We start from the raw sequence: 15,951 nt of genomic DNA, 5'->3' as shown, positions 1-15,951 counted from the left end.
CGGCCTAGGCCGCTTTTTCTATTTGTGCCGGCGTTACGCCTGCGGCGGTACGAAACCGACGGCCTGATAGACCTTCGCTAGGGTTTCCTGCGCCCGCGCACGCGCTTTGGCCGCGCCATCGCGCATCACCTGCTGCAGGTAGGCTTCATCGTTGCGGAAGCGATAGTAACGCTCCTGCAGCTCGCCCAACATGCCGGAGACGGCGTCCGCCACCGCGCCTTTCAGATGGCCGTACATTTGGCCCTCGAACTCGGCTTCCAGCTGTGCGATGCTCTTGCCGCTCACGCCGGCGAGGATATCCAGCAGGTTGGAGACACCCGCCTTGTTGGCCACGTCGTAACGCACGACAGGCGGCTCTTCCGAGTCGGTCATTGCGCGTTTGATCTTCTTGCTCACCGCTTTCGGATCTTCCAGCAGACCGATCACGTTGTTGCGGTTGTCGTCCGACTTGGACATCTTCTTGGTCGGTTCCTGCAGCGACATTACGCGCGCGCCGGATTTAGGGATAAACGGCTCCGGCACTTTGAACACGTCGCCGTACAGCGCGTTGAAACGCTGGCCCACGTCGCGGCTCAGCTCCAGGTGCTGTTTCTGGTCTTCGCCCACCGGCACCTGGTTGGTTTGATACAACAGGATGTCCGCCGCCATCAGCACCGGATAGCTGAACAACCCGGCGTTGATGTTCTCCGCATAGCGTGCGGATTTGTCCTTGAACTGTGTCATGCGGCTCAGCTCGCCGAAATAGGTGTAGCAGTTCAGCACCCAGCTCAGCTGCGTGTGCTCAGGCACGTGCGACTGCACGAAGATGGTGCTTTTTTCCGGATCGATGCCGCAGGCCAGGTACAGTGCCAGCGTATCCAGCGTGGCCTTGCGCAACTTCTCGGCGTCCTGGCGCACGGTGATGGCATGCAGATCGACGATGCAATAGATGCAGTCGTAGTCGTCCTGCATCTGAACCCACTGACGCAGCGCACCCATGTAGTTGCCGATGGTCAGTTCGCCGGACGGCTGCGCGCCGCTAAATACGATGGGCTTACTCATGTTTAAATTTCCTGATTCTCTAAAGATGACAGCCCAAGAGCGGGCAACAAATCGGCGAAGCGCTCCAACACCCGATCGGGGTGGCTCAGGGCGATCGATTCGCCGTAGTTATAACCGTAGGTGAAACCGACACTCGGGCAACCGGCGCCCTGTGCGGCTTGAATATCGTTGCGTGAGTCGCCGACGAACAGCAGTTCATGCGCGCGCAGGCCAAGCTTGCCGAGCACCAGGTACAACGGCGCAGGATGCGGTTTCTTTTCCGTCACGTCGTCGCCGCCGATCACCAGCGAGAAATAGTCGCCAATGCCCAACGACGCCAGCAGCGGCGCCACGAACGGCGTCGGCTTATTGGTCACCAACGCCATCGGGTAACCGTGCGCCGCCAGTCGGGCCAGCGTCTCTTGCACCTGCGGGAACAGGCGGCTGCCACTGTCGACGGTCTGCGCATAGAAATAGTCGAAGCGTTCACGCAGCCGGCCGCATTGCTCCGGCGTGCCTTCCGCTTCCGCCCAGCGCAGCGCGCGCTGCACCAGCACGTCGGCGCCGTTGCCGATCCAAGTGCCGACCCGCTCCTCACCCGCTTGCGGCAGGTTCATCTCTTCCAGCGCCATATCGATGGCGGCCGCCAGGCCCGGCGCGCTGTCGACCAGCGTGCCGTCCAGATCGAAGGCCAGTGCGCGGATCGCGCCGAAATCAGCCATGGGAAACCTTCGCCAGCTCGCTGCGCATCTCGTCGATCACCTTGCGGTAGTCCGGCTGGCCAAAGATGGCGGAACCGGCGACAAACATATCGGCGCCCGCGGCGGCGATTTCGGCGATGTTGTCCACTTTAACCCCGCCGTCGACTTCCAGACGGATATCGCGGCCGCTGTCGTCGATCAGCTTGCGCACCTGACGCAGCTTGTCGAGGGTACCGTGAATGAACGACTGGCCGCCGAAGCCCGGGTTGACCGACATCAGCAGGATCACGTCGATTTTATCCATCACGTAATCGAGATAGCTCAGCGGCGTGGCCGGATTGAACACCAGGCCGGCTTTGCAACCGTGTTCTTTGATCAGCTGGATGGTGCGATCGACATGTTCGGACGCTTCGGGGTGGAAAGAGATATAGGATGCGCCGGCCTTGGCGAAATCAGGCACGATGCGATCCACCGGCTTGACCATCAGGTGCACGTCAATCGGCGCGGTAATGCCGTAGTTACGCAGCGCTTCGCACACCATCGGACCGATGGTCAGATTGGGCACGTAGTGGTTGTCCATCACGTCGAAGTGCACCACGTCGCCGCCAGCGGCCAGCACGTTAGCGGTATCTTCACCTAACCGGGCAAAATCTGCCGACAGAATGGACGGGGCAATCAAAAACTTTTTCATCCGCTTCTCCAAACGTAGGGTCGAGTTGTTATGCGCCGGGGAGCCCCGGCTTAGCGATACAGCGCCAAAAGCTCGTTCACTTTGCTGCGGCCGAGAATATTGCGGCTGATCGTGCGGCGCGCTTTCACCACATACAGCGCAGCATGCTGATACCAGTCGCGCGTCAGCTCGGTATCGTGATTGGAGATCAATACCGGCACCTGGCTCTCTACCGAGAGCTGGTGCGCCAGATGCGCCAGGCTCTGCTGATCGGCGATGCTGAAGCTGTTGGTGTGGTAAGCGGTGAAATTCGCCGTCGCCGACAGCGGCGCGTAAGGCGGATCACAATACACCACGGCGCCGGCCACGGCCTTCGCCATGGTATCGCGGTAATGCTCGCAGACAAAAGTGGCATTGCGCGATTTTTCGGCAAACCAGTAGAGCTCTTCTTCCGGGAAGTACGGTTTCTTGTAGCGGCCAAACGGCACGTTGAACTCGCCGCGCAGGTTATAGCGGCACAGGCCGTTATAGCAGTGACGGTTCAGATACAGGAACAGCAGCGCCCGGCGGTAAGGCTCGGTGCTAGTATTGAACTCTTCTCGCAGCAGGTAAAACTGATCCGAGTTATTGAATTCATCGGCGAAAAGCGTGCGGGCATCGCGCACGAAGTCATCCGTGCGCAGCTTAACGATGTTATACAGGTTGATAAGATCGCTATTGATGTCGGCGAGAATGTAGGCGTCGTAATCCGTATTCAGAAAGACGGATCCCGCACCCACGAAGGGCTCGATTAAGCAGTCTCCCGCCGGCAGATGGCGACGAATCTCATCTACCAGCGGGTATTTTCCACCAGCCCATTTTAAAAAAGCGCGGTTTTTCTTCATGCCGTCAATTAGCTACTTATACAATTCAGAGCGGCGGATTGTACTCTGTTTCAGACAGCACATCAGCGCACAAATTTAAATGATTTATTTTTTAAGATCTTGCTGCACTTGGTGTACAGGTCGGACCCATGGTTTTTTCGCCTGCACATCCGCCGGCAACGAAGCGATGGCGCGCTTCGCTTCCGCAGAAGACGCGTAGTTGCCGCTCACCAGCACGTACCACGGCTTACCGTCGCGCTTGGTGGCGTACACCAGGTAATTCTGCAGCTTCTGTTGCTTGGCGTAGGCGTTCAGCGTATCGGAGCGCGAAGCGCTGCTCAGCTGCAAGGTATAATGGCTGCCCGGCGCAGACTGCAGAGAACTGCCGCTGCTGCTGACCGCCCCCGCTTTCGCGGTGGAAGACGGCTTGGCCGGCGGCGTATACACCGTAGTCGGTGATTTATGCTGCGTAGCGGTCGGTTTAGTCACGGCGGTTTTCGCCGGCGTTTTATGCTGCTGCGCGGTGCCCTGCACAGGACGTGTCGCTTCGCGCGCCGCGGCGCCGCTCATCACCGTCGCCGGTGCGGTCGGCAACGTCGACGCTGCGCCGGTCATGCCCTGGGTCGCGGCATCCACCTGCCCCTGCTGCTGCGACAGCGCATCCGCCATGTTGCCCGGCAAGTCGACGCGCTGCTGCGCACCGCCCTGCTGAGGCTGAGTTTGCGCTTCGGTCGGCGTGCCGGAGATCGGCGGAACGCTGACGTTCTGCGGTTGCTGCGGCTGAGTCGCGCTTACGCCGCTGTTGTCGTGGATATCTGTCGTGCCGCCCGGCACGCCGTTATTGGCGGTGGTCAGCGACGAAGAACCGGACAGGTTGATATCGCGGGCCGCGCCGTTTTGCGCGCCGCTCTCCTGAGCCGCCTCATGTTTGGTCGGCGCCTTCAGGGCGGAACCGATGCCGATAATCAGCAGCAGCAACACCAAAATGCCGATGCCAATCATCAAATGCTGGCGCGAAACGGCGAAGCGCGGCGCAGCGGCCGGCTTGCGCGAACGCGTAGGACGACGATCGCTGCTATCAGGTCTGAGATCGTCTTCCGGTTTAAACTCGTCCATCTGAAACCCTCCAACTAGAGGCAAAAGCCCACCACCGTAGACCTACCGTGGCACGGGCAGATTAACCCGATGATGGCAAAGCGACACCCGTCGTGCTCTGCTCACTGTATTAATATAGATGCAAATGGCGGCTAAGCCACTGTTACTTAGTCCGATTTAATTACGCTTCTGCTCAGGCAGGCAGGCGGCGATCGACGCCAACACCAGCTCATGCCCTATGCCGCCGCGCACTTCCGCCGCGCCGATCGCGGTCGGCAGCACCAGACGCAGTTCACCCGCCAGCACTTTCTTGTCGCGCAGCATGTGCGGCAGATAGGATGCCGGCGTCATTTCCTGCGGCCCGCAGACCGGCAAGCCGGCGCGCAACAGCAGCGCTTTGACGCGTTCGATGTCTTCAACGGAGAACTGGCCGAGACGATATGCGGTTTCCGCCGCCATCACCATGCCCGCAGCCACCGCTTCGCCGTGCAGCCATACGCCGTAGCCCATTTCGGCTTCGATGGCGTGGCCGTAAGTATGGCCCAAATTCAGCAAGGCGCGCAGACCGCTTTCGCGTTCATCGGCGGCCACGACCTCAGCCTTCAGTTCGCAGCAGCGGCGAATACAGTAGGCCAACGCCTGCATATCCAGCGCCATCAGCGCATCGATATTGTTTTCCAACCAGACGAAGAATTCGCGATCGAGGATGATCCCGTATTTGATGACTTCAGCCAGGCCGGAAGAGAGTTCACGCGCCGGCAATGTCTTCAGGCAATCCAGATCAACCACCACCGAAGCGGGTTGATAGAAAGCGCCGATCATGTTTTTGCCGAGCGGGTGGTTGACGGCGGTCTTGCCGCCCACGGAGGAGTCCACCTGCGACAGCAGCGTGGTGGGAACCTGAATAAAGCGCACGCCGCGTTGATAGCACGCGGCGGCAAAGCCGGTCAGATCGCCGACAACGCCGCCACCAAGCGCGATCAACGTGGTGTCGCGCCCGTGCGGTTTTTCGAGCAGCGCCGAAAACACCTGCTCCAACACCGCCAGAGATTTGTACTGTTCACCATCGGGAAGGATCACCTGATCCACCACGACGCCGCCCTGCTCCAGCACCTGCCGGACACGCTCCAGATAGAGCGGCGCCAGGGTCTGGTTGGTGACCAACATCGCTTGCTCACCCGCCTTTAACGGCATAAAAGAAGCCGGATCGTTAAACAATCCGGCGGCGATGGTAATCGGGTAGCTGCGCTCCCCAAGCGTTACAGTAATTCTCTCCATGTCGCGCTCAGTTCTCTGTATGGTGCGGCGGTGGTTGCTCCCCGCAGCGGCGGGGAACACAAATCAGTTTTCCGCATTAGCCGACGGCGAACGCGAAAATCGGCAATCAGTTGCTTTCCAGCATGTTGATGATCTGGTTGGCAACCACTTTAGCGCTCTGATCGTCGGTGCGGATGGTGACATCAGCAATCTCTTCATACAACGGATTGCGCTCTTTCGCCAACGCTTCCAACACCTCGCGCGGCGGAGAGTCGACCTGCAGCAGCGGGCGTTTTTTATCACGCTGGGTGCGAGCCAGCTGCTTCTCGATCGTGGTTTCCAAATAGACCACCACGCCGCGCGCAGACAGACGGTTGCGCGTTTCGCGCGACTTCACCGAACCGCCGCCGGTCGCCAACACAATCCCTTGTTTTTCCGTCAGTTCATTAATGACTTTTTCTTCACGATCGCGGAAACCTTCTTCCCCTTCCACGTCGAATACCCAGCCCACGTCAGCTCCGGTACGTCGCTCAATTTCTTGATCGGAGTCGAAGAACTCCATATTGAGTTGCTGAGCTAACTGACGGCCAATAGTGCTTTTGCCGGCACCCATAGGCCCAACCAGAAAGATATTGCGTTTCTCTGCCATGTTTTTCGGTATTACTAAGACAATTCGTTAATGTTAACCCGCCCCGCCAATCAAATCAGCGGCGGGACCTAAACTGAAACCTCATGAGCGATAGTGCGAGATCAGACGAAAAATTATCTCAACACTCTTGGTAGTTTGGCAACCGAATAAATCGCAATCCACGCCGCGGGAGGGAAACCATATGTTTTTAACGGCGTCTTGGCGCTAACAAAAAACCTCGGTGCTCAATTCGGTAACCCTTGTAAGCTAAATCGGCCGCAGCGTCAAACGCAGATCCCCCCAAGGGGATAAAAAAGTGTATCTGCTCATCAACTTTAGGAGATTTGCCGTCCGGCCGACAGGCAGCCGCTTATCCCTTAATCAACGTCGGCGTAATGAAGATCACCAGCTCGCGTTTTTTCTGCTGTGCGCCGCTCTGTCGGAACAAGCCCCCCAGCAGCGGCGCGTCTCCCAACCCCGGCACCTTGTCCGCCGTATTGCCTTGATGCCGTTGAAAAATGCCGCCGAGCACCAGGGTTTCGCCGTTTTTCACCGTGATCTGCGTCTTAATCTCCTGTTTATCGATGGTCAGCGCTTCGCCCGCCCCCCGGCTGATGGCGCGCCCCGGCATATTTTGGCTGATGTGCAGCGTCAGCGTGATGCGCCCGTCCGGCAACACCTTCGGCGTCACCTCCATGCCCAGCACCGCCTCTTTGAACTCGATCGCGGTCGCGCCGCTGGCGCCGCTTGAGACTTCGTAAGGGATCTCCGTGCCCTGCTTGATGCTGGCGGTTTGCAGGTGCGCCGTCAGCAGGCGCGGGCTGGCGATGATCTCCACCTGATTCTCCTGCTCCAGCGCCGTCAACTCGAGGCTCAGCAAGCGCCCGCTGATGCGCGCCAGGTGGAAACCGGCGTTCACCGCGCTGCGCTCCAGCGGCAGGTTGACGCCGAGATTGCCCGGCCGCAGCGGCTGTGCCGGCCTGTCGTCGGGCGCCAATCCCCAGCGCACGCCGAGTTCACGCAGGCTTTCGCTGTTGATGGTCACGATATGCGCCGCCAGCTGCACCTGCGCCAGCGGCGCGTCCATTTCCGTTACGCGCTTTTTCAACTGTGCCAACATCGGCGTGGTGTCACGCAACAGCAGCGTATTGGTGCGCTTATCCGCCAGCACGCTGCCACGCTCGCTAAGCAAGGCGCCGCGTTGGGCGTTGAGGCTTTCGGCAATCTCCGCCGCATCGCCGTTTTGCAACGTCAGCGTCAGGCTGTGCAGCGGTTGCCTTTGCGCCTGCGCCTCTCGCTGCTGTTTTTTTTGCTGCTCGTCCGGCTCCGGGGAGACAAGCATCACGTTGCCCTCACGCGTCATCGCCAGTTTGCCCATGCGCAAGGTCAGCGCCAGTGCCTGCGGCCAGGGCACATTCTCCAGCCGCAGCGTCAGGTTGCCGCTCACACCGGGCGCGGCGATCAGGTTCATCTGCCGATAATCCGCCAGCGCCTGCAGGATGACCGTGACCGGCGCGTCTTGAAACTCCAGCGAAATAACCTGTTTATCCTGCGCCTGCGCGGCGCCGAGCATCAGAGACCACAGCGCCATACCCAGTCCAGCGCGTCCTTTCATGATTTGCCATCCTTGTTATCCATCGTCAGCGATACGTCGCCGTGATCTGCCGGGCAATCCGGTTCGGCTGCCAGCGCCGTTAACGTCAGGCTGCGCGCCTGCACCTGCGTTACCTGCCAGCGTTCGGCGAGCACCCGCTGCTGCGGCCGCAGGCGCAGCCATTGACCCGCCGGCGTCACCACCCAGCCATAGCGCTGCGTTGGTTGCCCGATGACGCCCTTCAGCCGCCAACCTGCCGGCGATGCCGCCGCCTGGGCACAAGCAGGCTGCGAAGGTGGCGCAAACGGATCGCGCGATTCAGCGCATAAGGCCCACGGCCATAGCAACCACCACCCAAGGCCGAGTAGTCTTCTACTCATGCTCATCGGCTCGCTCCTCGGAGGCATCCTGCAGCACCAACCGCGCCGTCATGCCCTGCGGCGGGGTCTCCACGCGCAGTTGTACAAGGCGCAAATTGGCCGGTAGCGCCTCCAGCAACGTCAGTAAACCGGCGTAGTCAATGCGCAAGCTCAGCGTTTGCCGCAGCGGTTTTTCCTGCTGCTGCCAGCGCAGCAAGTCGCCCCCCGCCCGTTGCAGCGCGCTCGCCAGATCGCCGGTTGGGAATGGAGGAACTGGCGCTGCGGGGATAACGGCCTGCGGCGCCTCGTCCAGTTGGCTCCGCACCATGGCGATCTGTTGCAGCAAGCGTTGTTGCCTTTCCGTCGCGTTTTCCCGCTGGCGCCATTCGTCTTGCAGCATCCAGCCGCCGGCCAGTAGCGCCAACGTGCCGATGCCCAACCATTGCGCGGCCAGCAACTGCCAACCCGACAGGCCCAGCCAGAAGTGCAGCCCGGATGATAAACGGCTATCCATCACGCCCCCATGGCGCCGCCAGATGAAAGGAGAACAGGCCGTCTTCGCGCTGCACCACCTCCGCCAAACGCAGCCGCGGCAGCGCGGGCATCTTCGCCAATCGCCGTTCGAACTGCGAGATGGCCGCAGGAGAACCGCTCAGCCCATGCAGCCGCAGGCCGTTCGCCGCATCGCTGTCCAACGTCGTGAGCCACAGCGGAGGGGGAACGCAGGAGGACAAATGTTGCAGCAGCTGTAAATAACGCCGGTTATGTTGGGCATTGTTCGCCTGCCGTTCGGCGAGGGCGCGGTGCCGTGCCTGCTGAGCCCGCTCTTGTTGCTGTTGACGGGCGAGCAGCGTCAATGCCGCCAGCTCTTCATCCAACGTCGCCAATCGCTCTTGCCGCTGCGCCTGTTGATGGCGCTGCTGGCCGGTGACGAGGAATCCCGCCAACAGCAGCACCGTAACCTGCAACAGCAACACGCACAGCCAGAAATAGCCGCGCTGTCGGTCACGGCGTTGCCGCCAGGGCAGAAAGTTGACCTGATACATCAGCGGTCCTCCTCGCGCAGCGCCAGACCGCCGGCCAACGCGAACGCCGGGGGATGCGCAGGCAACGGCGGACGCAGCTGCGTGAAGGCGCTGAGCGGTGACCAGGAAAGACAACCGGCGGGCAGAGGGCCCGCCAGCACGCCGCCGGCATAGATCGGCCGATCGTCGCCTGGCGGCGACAGGGATTGCAGCGCCCGCAACGCCTGCGCGCCATCGTCGCCCGGCGCCAGGCCAAAGGCGAACGCGCCGTCGGCCGGCGCCACCCACAGCCATTCTCGTTCGAGACGGTGCATCAGCCCCGCAGCGATCGGCACGCCCGCCGCCGTCGCCATCATTCGCAGCGCGCAGGGCGTGATATCGACCGCTTGCGGATGCAGACCAGCCTGGCGCAGACAATGCAGCCACTGCTGCAGCTCCTGCCGCCGCGCGGCGGTCAACAACAACGCCGCCTCATCCGCCGGCGCGGCGCGATAATCGAGCGCCAGCGTCTGGCCATCGAGCGGAAACTGTTTTAAACCGTGGCCGCAGATATAGTCGCTGCGCTCCGGCTCGCGCAGTCGCGCGTCCGGCTGCGCCATGCGCTGCTGCAACACTCGTTGCGCCGGCAGGGCAATGCGTAAGGAAATATGTCGCGGCAGTTGAACGCGCCATTGCCGCAGCGCCCGGGTAAGGGATTCGGAAGGTGCCAGACAGCCGTCGCGTAAAACCGCCTGCGGCAGCGCCTGTTGCCACCAGTGACGCAACTGCCAGCCATTGCGGCGACGCTGAACCGCCATCGCCCGCACGCAGTCGATTTGTATATCCAGCCCCACCTGCCATGCTTGAGGGAACATGTTTCGCAAGCCTCCATAACATCAGATGATAAAAGAACATATCCATGTCGCAGGCTTGCCTTTATACTACCGCGCGGTTGTTTACAAACTGCCCAAATGACTAAGAAATGGGAAATCTCAGGTGAAGTTCGTAAAGTATTTACTAATCCTTGCAGTATGTTGCATCGTGCTGGGAGCAGCCTCGATTTTCGGCTTGTACAAATATGTCGAGCCGCAGCTGCCCGACGTTGCAACGCTGAAAGACGTGCGGCTGCAGATACCGATGCAGGTCTACAGCGCCGATGGCGAACTGATCGCCCAGTACGGCGAGAAGCGCCGCATTCCGCTGAAGCTGGATCAAATTCCACCGGTAATGGTGCACGCGTTTATCGCCACCGAAGACAGCCGCTTCTATGATCACCACGGCGTGGATCCGGTCGGTATCTTCCGTGCCGCCTCCATCGCGTTGGTCTCCGGCCACGCTTCACAGGGGGCCAGTACCATTACCCAACAGCTGGCGCGTAACTTCTTCTTAAGCCCGGAACGCACCCTGATGCGTAAAATCAAGGAAGCCTTCCTGGCGGTGCGCATCGAGCAGATGCTCACCAAGGATGAAATCCTTGAGCTGTATCTGAACAAGATCTATCTGGGTTACCGCGCCTACGGCGTGGGCGCCGCCGCGCAGGTCTATTTCGGCAAAGACGTCAGCCAGCTCACCCTGAGCGAAATGGCGACTATCGCCGGCCTGCCGAAAGCGCCGTCCACCTTTAACCCGCTCTATTCGCACGATCGCGCCGTTGCCCGTCGCAATGTGGTGCTGTCGCGCATGCTGGACGAGCATTACATCACGCAGGCGCAGTACGATCAGGCTCGTAGCGAAGATTTGGTCGCCAACTACCATGCGCCGGAAATCAGCTTCTCCGCACCTTATCTCTCCGAGATGGTGCGCCAGGAGATGATCAAGCGCTACGGTGAAAACGCCTATACCGACGGCTACAAGGTTTACACTACCGTCACCAAGCGGCTGCAGCTGGCGGCGCAGGAGTCGGTGCGCAACAACGTGCTGGCCTATGACATGCGCCACGGCTATCGCGGCCCGTCCAACGTACTGTGGAAAGTCGGCGAAGCGGCCTGGGATCGCAAACAGATTATCGATTCGCTGAAAAACCTGCCGAACTACGGCCCGCTGGCACCGGCGGTGATCACCGCCGCCAACCCGCAGGAAGCGACGGCGATGCTGGCCGACGGCAGCAGCATTGCCTTGCCGATGGCCACCATGCGCTGGGCGCGGCCATACCGTTCAGACACGCAGCAGGGCCCAACGCCGAAACGCGTCACCGACGTCGTGCAGGCCGGCCAGCAAGTGTGGGTGCGTAAAGTGAACGAAGCCTGGTGGCTGTCGCAGGTGCCGGACGTCAACTCGGCGCTGGTCTCCATCAACCCGAACGACGGCGCGGTAAAAGCGCTGGTCGGCGGCTTCGACTTCAACCAGAGCAAGTTCAACCGCGTCACGCAGGCCCTGCGTCAGGTCGGCTCGAACATCAAACCGTTCCTGTACACCGCCGCGATGGATAAAGGCCTGACGCTGGCCACCATCCTGAACGATTTGCCGATCACCCGTTGGGATGCCGGCGCCGGCACCGACTGGCGGCCGAAAAACTCGCCGCCAACCTACGACGGCCCGATCCGCCTGCGTCAGGGGCTGGGGCAATCGAAGAACGTGGTGATGGTGCGCGCGATGCGCGCGATGGGCGTCGACTACGCGGCGGAATATCTGCAGCGCTTCGGCTTCCCGGCGCAGAACATCGTGCATACCGAATCGCTGGCGCTGGGTTCCGCCTCCTTCACGCCGATGCAGTTGGTGCGCGGCTATGCGGTGCTGGCGAACGGCGGTTACCTGGTCGACCCGTACTTCATCACCAAGATCGAAGACGATAACGGCAATACGGTGTTCGAAGCCAAGCCGAAAGTGGTGTGCAGCAGCTGTAATCTGCCGGTTATCTACGGTGACACTCGCCGCTCGGCGGTACTGTCCGATGACAACATCGAAAACGTCGCCACTTCGCAGGAAGGCAACAACAGCACGGTGCCGATGCCGCAGCTGGAGCAGGTCACCCCGGCTCAGGTACAGCAGGACGGCGACCAACAGTATGCGCCGCACGTGATCAGCACACAGTTGGCGTTCCTGATCCACGATGCGCTGAACAGCAACATCTTCGGTGAACCGGGTTGGATGGGCACCGCCTGGCGCGCCGGGCGCGATCTGAAACGTCATGATATCGGCGGCAAAACCGGCACCACCAACAGCTCCAAAGACGCCTGGTTCTCCGGTTATGGTCCGGATACCGTGACGTCGGTGTGGATCGGCTTCGACGATCACCGCCGCGACCTGGGCCGTTCGACGGTGTCCGGCGCCATCCCGGATCAGATTTCCGGCGGTGAAGGCGGGGCCAAGAGCGCCCAACCGGCATGGGACGACTTCATGAAGACCGCGCTGGAAGGCATCCCGGAGCAGAAAGTCACGCCGCCGCCGGGCATCATCAGCGTCACCATCGACAAGAGCAGCGGCAAGCTCTCCGGCGGTGGCGGCGGCAGCCGTTCCGAGTACTTCATCGAAGGAACTCAACCGACGGACTACCCATCGCGCGATACCGGCACCACGTTGACCGATCCGGGCGGCGAAAGCCACGAGCTGTTCTGATCAAAAAGGGCCAGAGAAATCTGGCCCTTTTTTTATGCGGCGCGCAGCGTCTCAGCGCGAAGCGCGCAGAAATGCCTCGGAGAGGAACAGCGCGCTGACGTTGCGCGCCTCGCGGAAATCCGGTTCTGCCAGCAGCGCCATCATGTTGGCGATCGGCCAGCGCACCTGCGGCAGCGGCTCCGGCTCGTCCCCTTCCAGGCTCTGCGGATAGAGATCGTGCGCCAGCACGATATTCATTTTGCTGGAAAAGTAGGATGGCGCCATCGTCAGCTTGCTGAGGAAGTCAAAGCGCTTCGCCCCGTATCCCACCTCTTCCATCAGCTCGCGGTTGGCCGCCTCCAGCACCCCTTCACCGGGATCGATCAACCCTTTCGGGAAACCCAGCTCATAGGATTCAGTGCCCACCGCATACTCGCGGATCAGCAGCAGGTCATCGCCAATCACCGGCACGATCATTACCGCTTCGCGATCCGAAGGCCGCATACGCTCATACACCCGCCGAACACCGTTGCTGAATTCCAAATCGACCGACTCGACGTTAAACAAACGCGAACGCGCGACCGTTTCCACTTTCAGAATTTTAGGTTTTTGCAGGTGTTTATCCATGATTGCCTCAAAGAGGTTACCCAGGCGCAGACGGGGGCAACCGAAATAATGATTGGCGTAGCGCACGGCTCGTTGGCGCTCAAACGCTGACCAAATTCGATCTTGATCACATTGTGCGTTAAGGGCAAGCTTCGCCGCAACGAGCATGAACAGTAATTTACTTTCTTTTAACAAGCGTAGCCAGCGGCGGGCGATTTTCCGTACTGATTCAGCAAACAGCACGCATGAAAATAGGATAATACCGATATCGACGGCACAGGCCGGCTGCTAGTATCACGCAGGCAAGAATCAGTGATAAAATGGCCTTGCGTCATGAAGGAATGAGATCCAGAGCGAGAATCTGTTTGTTCCCTCATTAGTTCTGGGTGCCTCCTGGCGGTTTACTCCGTATAATATTCAGCTTTTCATCAGGTTGGCGAAATTCACGGGTGTGAGATGGGGATTGCATGAGCACAATAGTGTTGATATTGGCCTTAGTGCTTGTCTGCCTGATCGCCGCCGGCCTGTATCTGTGGTTCAAGGCCCGCCACCCGTCGGCGCTGACGCACACGTTGCCGTTTATCAAACCCGCCCATCGCAAGCTGACCGACGAAGAGCGTGCCGCAGTCGAGTTCTATCTCAATCAGCAAAACAAGCTGAGCAACAAACTGTTGCCCGGCGGCAGCGCGATGCAGCCCAACGCCAAACTGGCGCTCACGCCGCAAAGCGATAGCGTGTATCCCGTGACGCACGCCATCACCCGCTACGGCCTGGCCAGCGACGATCCCAATAAATGGCGCTACTATCTCGACGCCGAAGAGGTGCACCTGCCGCCGTTTTGGGAACCCTATATCACCGCAGACAACCATGTGGAAGTGATCAGGACCCAGACGTTGCCGCTGGTGATTTCGCTCAACGGACACTCGCTGAAAGATCATATCCACGATCGGCCGCAGCCGCCGGTAGTGACCGCCGCACCGACTAAAAACGCCTCTATCCGCAAGGAGGAGAGCGAACATGTCGAGCTGGTGAACATTCGCAAAGAAACGCCGGAAGAGCATGCGCTGAATCGGCCGAACGGCATTCGTGAAGCCGTCATCATCTCCGCCGCGCTGTTGTTGCTGTTCTTTAGCCTGATCAGCCCGGTGCTGGTGATCCCCTGGATGATCTTCGTGGCGGTGCTGATGATCGCCTGGGGCTGCTGGAACCTGTTCCGCCGCCCGGCGCCGCGCGAACTGAAAGAGATCCACTGCCTGCGCGGCACGCCAAAGCGCTGGGGCCTGTTCGGTGAATCCGGCCAAGGGCAGATCAGCAATATTTCGCTCGGCATTATCGATCTTATCTATCCGCCGCATTGGCAGCCTTACCTGACGCAGGACCTGGGCAAAACCACCGATGTGGATGTCTACCTCAATCGGCAGGTGGTGCGCCAGGGGCGCTTCCTCTCGCTGCATGACGAAGTGAAGAATTTCCCGCTTCAGCAGTGGGGGCGCAATGCGGTGCTGGTCGCCAGTTCGGCGCTGGTGCTGCTGCTGCTGCTGGTCTATATCCCGCTCAACCTGCCATTGACCCTCAGCATGGCCTGGCTGCAAGGCGCGCAAAAAGTGGAAGTGACCAGCGTGCAAGCGCTGGAAGCCACGCCGCTGCGCATCGGCGATACGCTGAAGGTGCGCGGCAGCGGCATGTGCTATGTGCCGCCGCCGGCCAACGGTGGCGGCGCCGTCAACTTTGCGCCGTTCGACTGCTCCGGCATCTACTGGAACAACGCCGCTCCACTGCCGCCGCCGGAATCGGAAGTCATCGACAAAGCGACGGCCCTGTTGGCCACGGTCAACAGCCAGCTGCATCCAAGCGGCGCCGATCAGAAGGTCAACCCGCAACTGGCCAGCGCCATCGAGAAATCCGGCATGATCCTGTTGGACGACTTCTCCGATATCGTGCTGAAAACGCAGGATCTGTGCCAGGCTGAAAGCGACTGCGTGCGGCTGAAAAACGCGCTGGTCAATCTGGGTAACGCCAAAAACTGGAACGGCCTGGTGAAACGCGCCAAGTCTGGTGCGCTGCAGGGCGTCAACGTCCTGCTGCGCCCGGTAAGCGCCGAATCGCTGGACAGTTTGACCAAGGTGGCCACGTCATCGTTCATCTTCAATGAAACGCGGCTGGCCGCCGCGGCGCTCAACAGCCCGCCGCCGGGCGGTTTCCTGATCAGCAGCGACGAAGGCCGTCAGTTGGTCAGTCACCCGCAGCCGCAGACGCCGCAGAGCGAATACAACGCCCTCGACCAGTGGAACGAGCTGCAACGCCTTTCCAATCTGCTGCTGCACACCCCGTTCCAGGCGCAGGGCGTTATCACCAGCCTCAGCGTTGATGCCAACGGCACTCGCCACGTGGCGCTGCACAGCGAACCGGATATGATCACCCTGTGGCGCTATCTCGGCACCAGCCTGCTGTTGCTGGCGGTGGTCGTCAGCCTGGGTTATAACGCCTGGCGGCTGGTGCAGCGCCGGCGCATCAACCAGCACCGCGTCGCCGATATTCAGCGCTACTACGACAGCTGCTTCAACCCGCAGCTCAATCCGATGTCGATGCGGCCGATGGCCTGAACCTGACGCCGGGGCCT

At 60.6% G+C, this 15,951-nt stretch carries 15 protein-coding genes; 2 read left to right on the top strand and 13 right to left on the bottom strand.

All coding sequences use genetic code 11. The annotated features are described in order from the left end of the window. Window positions 1-33: 33 nt before the first annotated feature. From trpS to pilM, 12 genes are all read right to left on the bottom strand, one after another. Window positions 34-1,041: a tryptophan--tRNA ligase gene (trpS, locus tag AAIE04_RS09660; protein WP_063918397.1), complete on the bottom strand. Its 1,008-nt coding sequence runs from the start codon at window positions 1,039-1,041 to the stop codon at window positions 34-36. A gap of 2 nt (window positions 1,042-1,043) precedes the next feature. Next, window positions 1,044-1,742, bottom strand: a complete 699-nt coding sequence (locus tag AAIE04_RS09655) for a phosphoglycolate phosphatase (protein WP_498576847.1) — start codon at window positions 1,740-1,742, stop codon at window positions 1,044-1,046. After that, window positions 1,735-2,412, bottom strand: coding sequence for a ribulose-phosphate 3-epimerase (rpe, locus tag AAIE04_RS09650; RefSeq protein ID WP_019456160.1), 678 nt, complete (start codon window positions 2,410-2,412; stop codon window positions 1,735-1,737). The genes AAIE04_RS09655 and rpe overlap by 8 nt, the downstream gene beginning before the upstream one ends. Window positions 2,413-2,462: 50 nt before the next feature. Continuing rightward, the gene (gene dam / locus AAIE04_RS09645) at window positions 2,463-3,275 is read right to left on the bottom strand and encodes an adenine-specific DNA-methyltransferase (RefSeq protein WP_004930319.1); all 813 of its coding nucleotides are present in this window, start codon (window positions 3,273-3,275) and stop codon (window positions 2,463-2,465) included. Window positions 3,276-3,359: 84 nt separating this feature from the next. After that, the gene (locus tag AAIE04_RS09640; RefSeq protein WP_498576846.1) at window positions 3,360-4,370 is read right to left on the bottom strand and encodes an SPOR domain-containing protein; all 1,011 of its coding nucleotides are present in this window, start codon (window positions 4,368-4,370) and stop codon (window positions 3,360-3,362) included. Between the two features lie 156 nt (window positions 4,371-4,526). Then, window positions 4,527-5,627, bottom strand: a complete 1,101-nt coding sequence (aroB, locus tag AAIE04_RS09635; RefSeq protein ID WP_019456162.1) for a 3-dehydroquinate synthase — start codon at window positions 5,625-5,627, stop codon at window positions 4,527-4,529. A 106-nt stretch (window positions 5,628-5,733) separates the two neighbouring features. Further along, window positions 5,734-6,255, bottom strand: a complete 522-nt coding sequence (gene aroK, locus AAIE04_RS09630; protein WP_004391482.1) for a shikimate kinase AroK — start codon at window positions 6,253-6,255, stop codon at window positions 5,734-5,736. Window positions 6,256-6,604: 349 nt separating this feature from the next. Continuing rightward, the gene (gene hofQ / locus AAIE04_RS09625; RefSeq protein ID WP_498057353.1) at window positions 6,605-7,849 is read right to left on the bottom strand and encodes a DNA uptake porin HofQ; all 1,245 of its coding nucleotides are present in this window, start codon (window positions 7,847-7,849) and stop codon (window positions 6,605-6,607) included. After that, window positions 7,846-8,208 (bottom strand): HofP DNA utilization family protein, encoded by a 363-nt coding sequence (locus tag AAIE04_RS09620; protein ID WP_025159905.1) that lies wholly within the window; start codon window positions 8,206-8,208, stop codon window positions 7,846-7,848. Before AAIE04_RS09620 ends, hofQ begins: the two co-directional genes overlap by 4 nt. Then, on the bottom strand, window positions 8,201-8,701 hold the full coding sequence (locus tag AAIE04_RS09615; protein ID WP_498057352.1) for a hypothetical protein: 501 nt from the start codon (window positions 8,699-8,701) through the stop codon (window positions 8,201-8,203). The genes AAIE04_RS09620 and AAIE04_RS09615 overlap by 8 nt, the downstream gene beginning before the upstream one ends. Next, a complete protein-coding gene (locus tag AAIE04_RS09610; RefSeq protein WP_498057351.1) occupies window positions 8,694-9,233 on the bottom strand; it encodes a PilN domain-containing protein in 540 nt (179 codons plus the stop codon). The genes AAIE04_RS09615 and AAIE04_RS09610 overlap by 8 nt, the downstream gene beginning before the upstream one ends. Beyond that, window positions 9,233-10,066: a pilus assembly protein PilM gene (pilM, locus tag AAIE04_RS09605; RefSeq protein ID WP_498576845.1), complete on the bottom strand. Its 834-nt coding sequence runs from the start codon at window positions 10,064-10,066 to the stop codon at window positions 9,233-9,235. The genes AAIE04_RS09610 and pilM overlap by 1 nt, the downstream gene beginning before the upstream one ends. Window positions 10,067-10,187: 121 nt before the next feature. On the opposite strand from pilM, the gene mrcA reads away from it, so the two are divergent. Beyond that, window positions 10,188-12,746: a peptidoglycan glycosyltransferase/peptidoglycan DD-transpeptidase MrcA gene (gene mrcA / locus AAIE04_RS09600; RefSeq protein WP_025159904.1), complete on the top strand. Its 2,559-nt coding sequence runs from the start codon at window positions 10,188-10,190 to the stop codon at window positions 12,744-12,746. A gap of 51 nt (window positions 12,747-12,797) precedes the next feature. Here the strand turns inward: mrcA and nudE are convergent, their stop codons facing one another. Then, entirely contained in the window at window positions 12,798-13,352 is a 555-nt protein-coding gene (gene nudE / locus AAIE04_RS09595; RefSeq protein ID WP_015379304.1) for an ADP compounds hydrolase NudE, read from the bottom strand. A gap of 446 nt (window positions 13,353-13,798) precedes the next feature. Between nudE and AAIE04_RS09590 the strand changes: the two genes are divergently transcribed. Next, window positions 13,799-15,934, top strand: a complete 2,136-nt coding sequence (locus tag AAIE04_RS09590) for an intracellular growth attenuator family protein (protein ID WP_498057350.1) — start codon at window positions 13,799-13,801, stop codon at window positions 15,932-15,934. Window positions 15,935-15,951 lie beyond the last annotated feature (17 nt).

Source organism: Serratia sp. Ae19-1, assembly GCF_059801225.1.
The sequence above is the reverse complement of the archived record's forward strand: the minus strand, read 5'-3'. Positions and strand labels throughout refer to the sequence as shown.

Bases quoted from the DNA above. Each gene is read 5' to 3' on its own strand.
- AAIE04_RS09620 (WP_025159905.1), bottom strand. From the start codon at position 8,208: ATGAGTAGAAGACTACTCGGCCTTGGGTGGTGGTTGCTATGGCCGTGG.
- nudE (WP_015379304.1), bottom strand. From the start codon at position 13,352: ATGGATAAACACCTGCAAAAACCTAAAATTCTGAAAGTGGAAACGGTC.
- AAIE04_RS09610 (WP_498057351.1), bottom strand. From the start codon at position 9,233: ATGTATCAGGTCAACTTTCTGCCCTGGCGGCAACGCCGTGACCGACAG.
- AAIE04_RS09590 (WP_498057350.1), top strand. From the start codon at position 13,799: ATGAGCACAATAGTGTTGATATTGGCCTTAGTGCTTGTCTGCCTGATC.
- AAIE04_RS09640 (WP_498576846.1), bottom strand. From the start codon at position 4,370: ATGGACGAGTTTAAACCGGAAGACGATCTCAGACCTGATAGCAGCGAT.
- trpS (WP_063918397.1), bottom strand. From the start codon at position 1,041: ATGAGTAAGCCCATCGTATTTAGCGGCGCGCAGCCGTCCGGCGAACTG.
- aroK (WP_004391482.1), bottom strand. From the start codon at position 6,255: ATGGCAGAGAAACGCAATATCTTTCTGGTTGGGCCTATGGGTGCCGGC.
- hofQ (WP_498057353.1), bottom strand. From the start codon at position 7,849: ATGAAAGGACGCGCTGGACTGGGTATGGCGCTGTGGTCTCTGATGCTC.
- pilM (WP_498576845.1), bottom strand. From the start codon at position 10,066: ATGTTCCCTCAAGCATGGCAGGTGGGGCTGGATATACAAATCGACTGC.
- AAIE04_RS09655 (WP_498576847.1), bottom strand. From the start codon at position 1,742: ATGGCTGATTTCGGCGCGATCCGCGCACTGGCCTTCGATCTGGACGGC.
- rpe (WP_019456160.1), bottom strand. From the start codon at position 2,412: ATGAAAAAGTTTTTGATTGCCCCGTCCATTCTGTCGGCAGATTTTGCC.
- dam (WP_004930319.1), bottom strand. From the start codon at position 3,275: ATGAAGAAAAACCGCGCTTTTTTAAAATGGGCTGGTGGAAAATACCCG.
- AAIE04_RS09615 (WP_498057352.1), bottom strand. From the start codon at position 8,701: ATGGATAGCCGTTTATCATCCGGGCTGCACTTCTGGCTGGGCCTGTCG.
- aroB (WP_019456162.1), bottom strand. From the start codon at position 5,627: ATGGAGAGAATTACTGTAACGCTTGGGGAGCGCAGCTACCCGATTACC.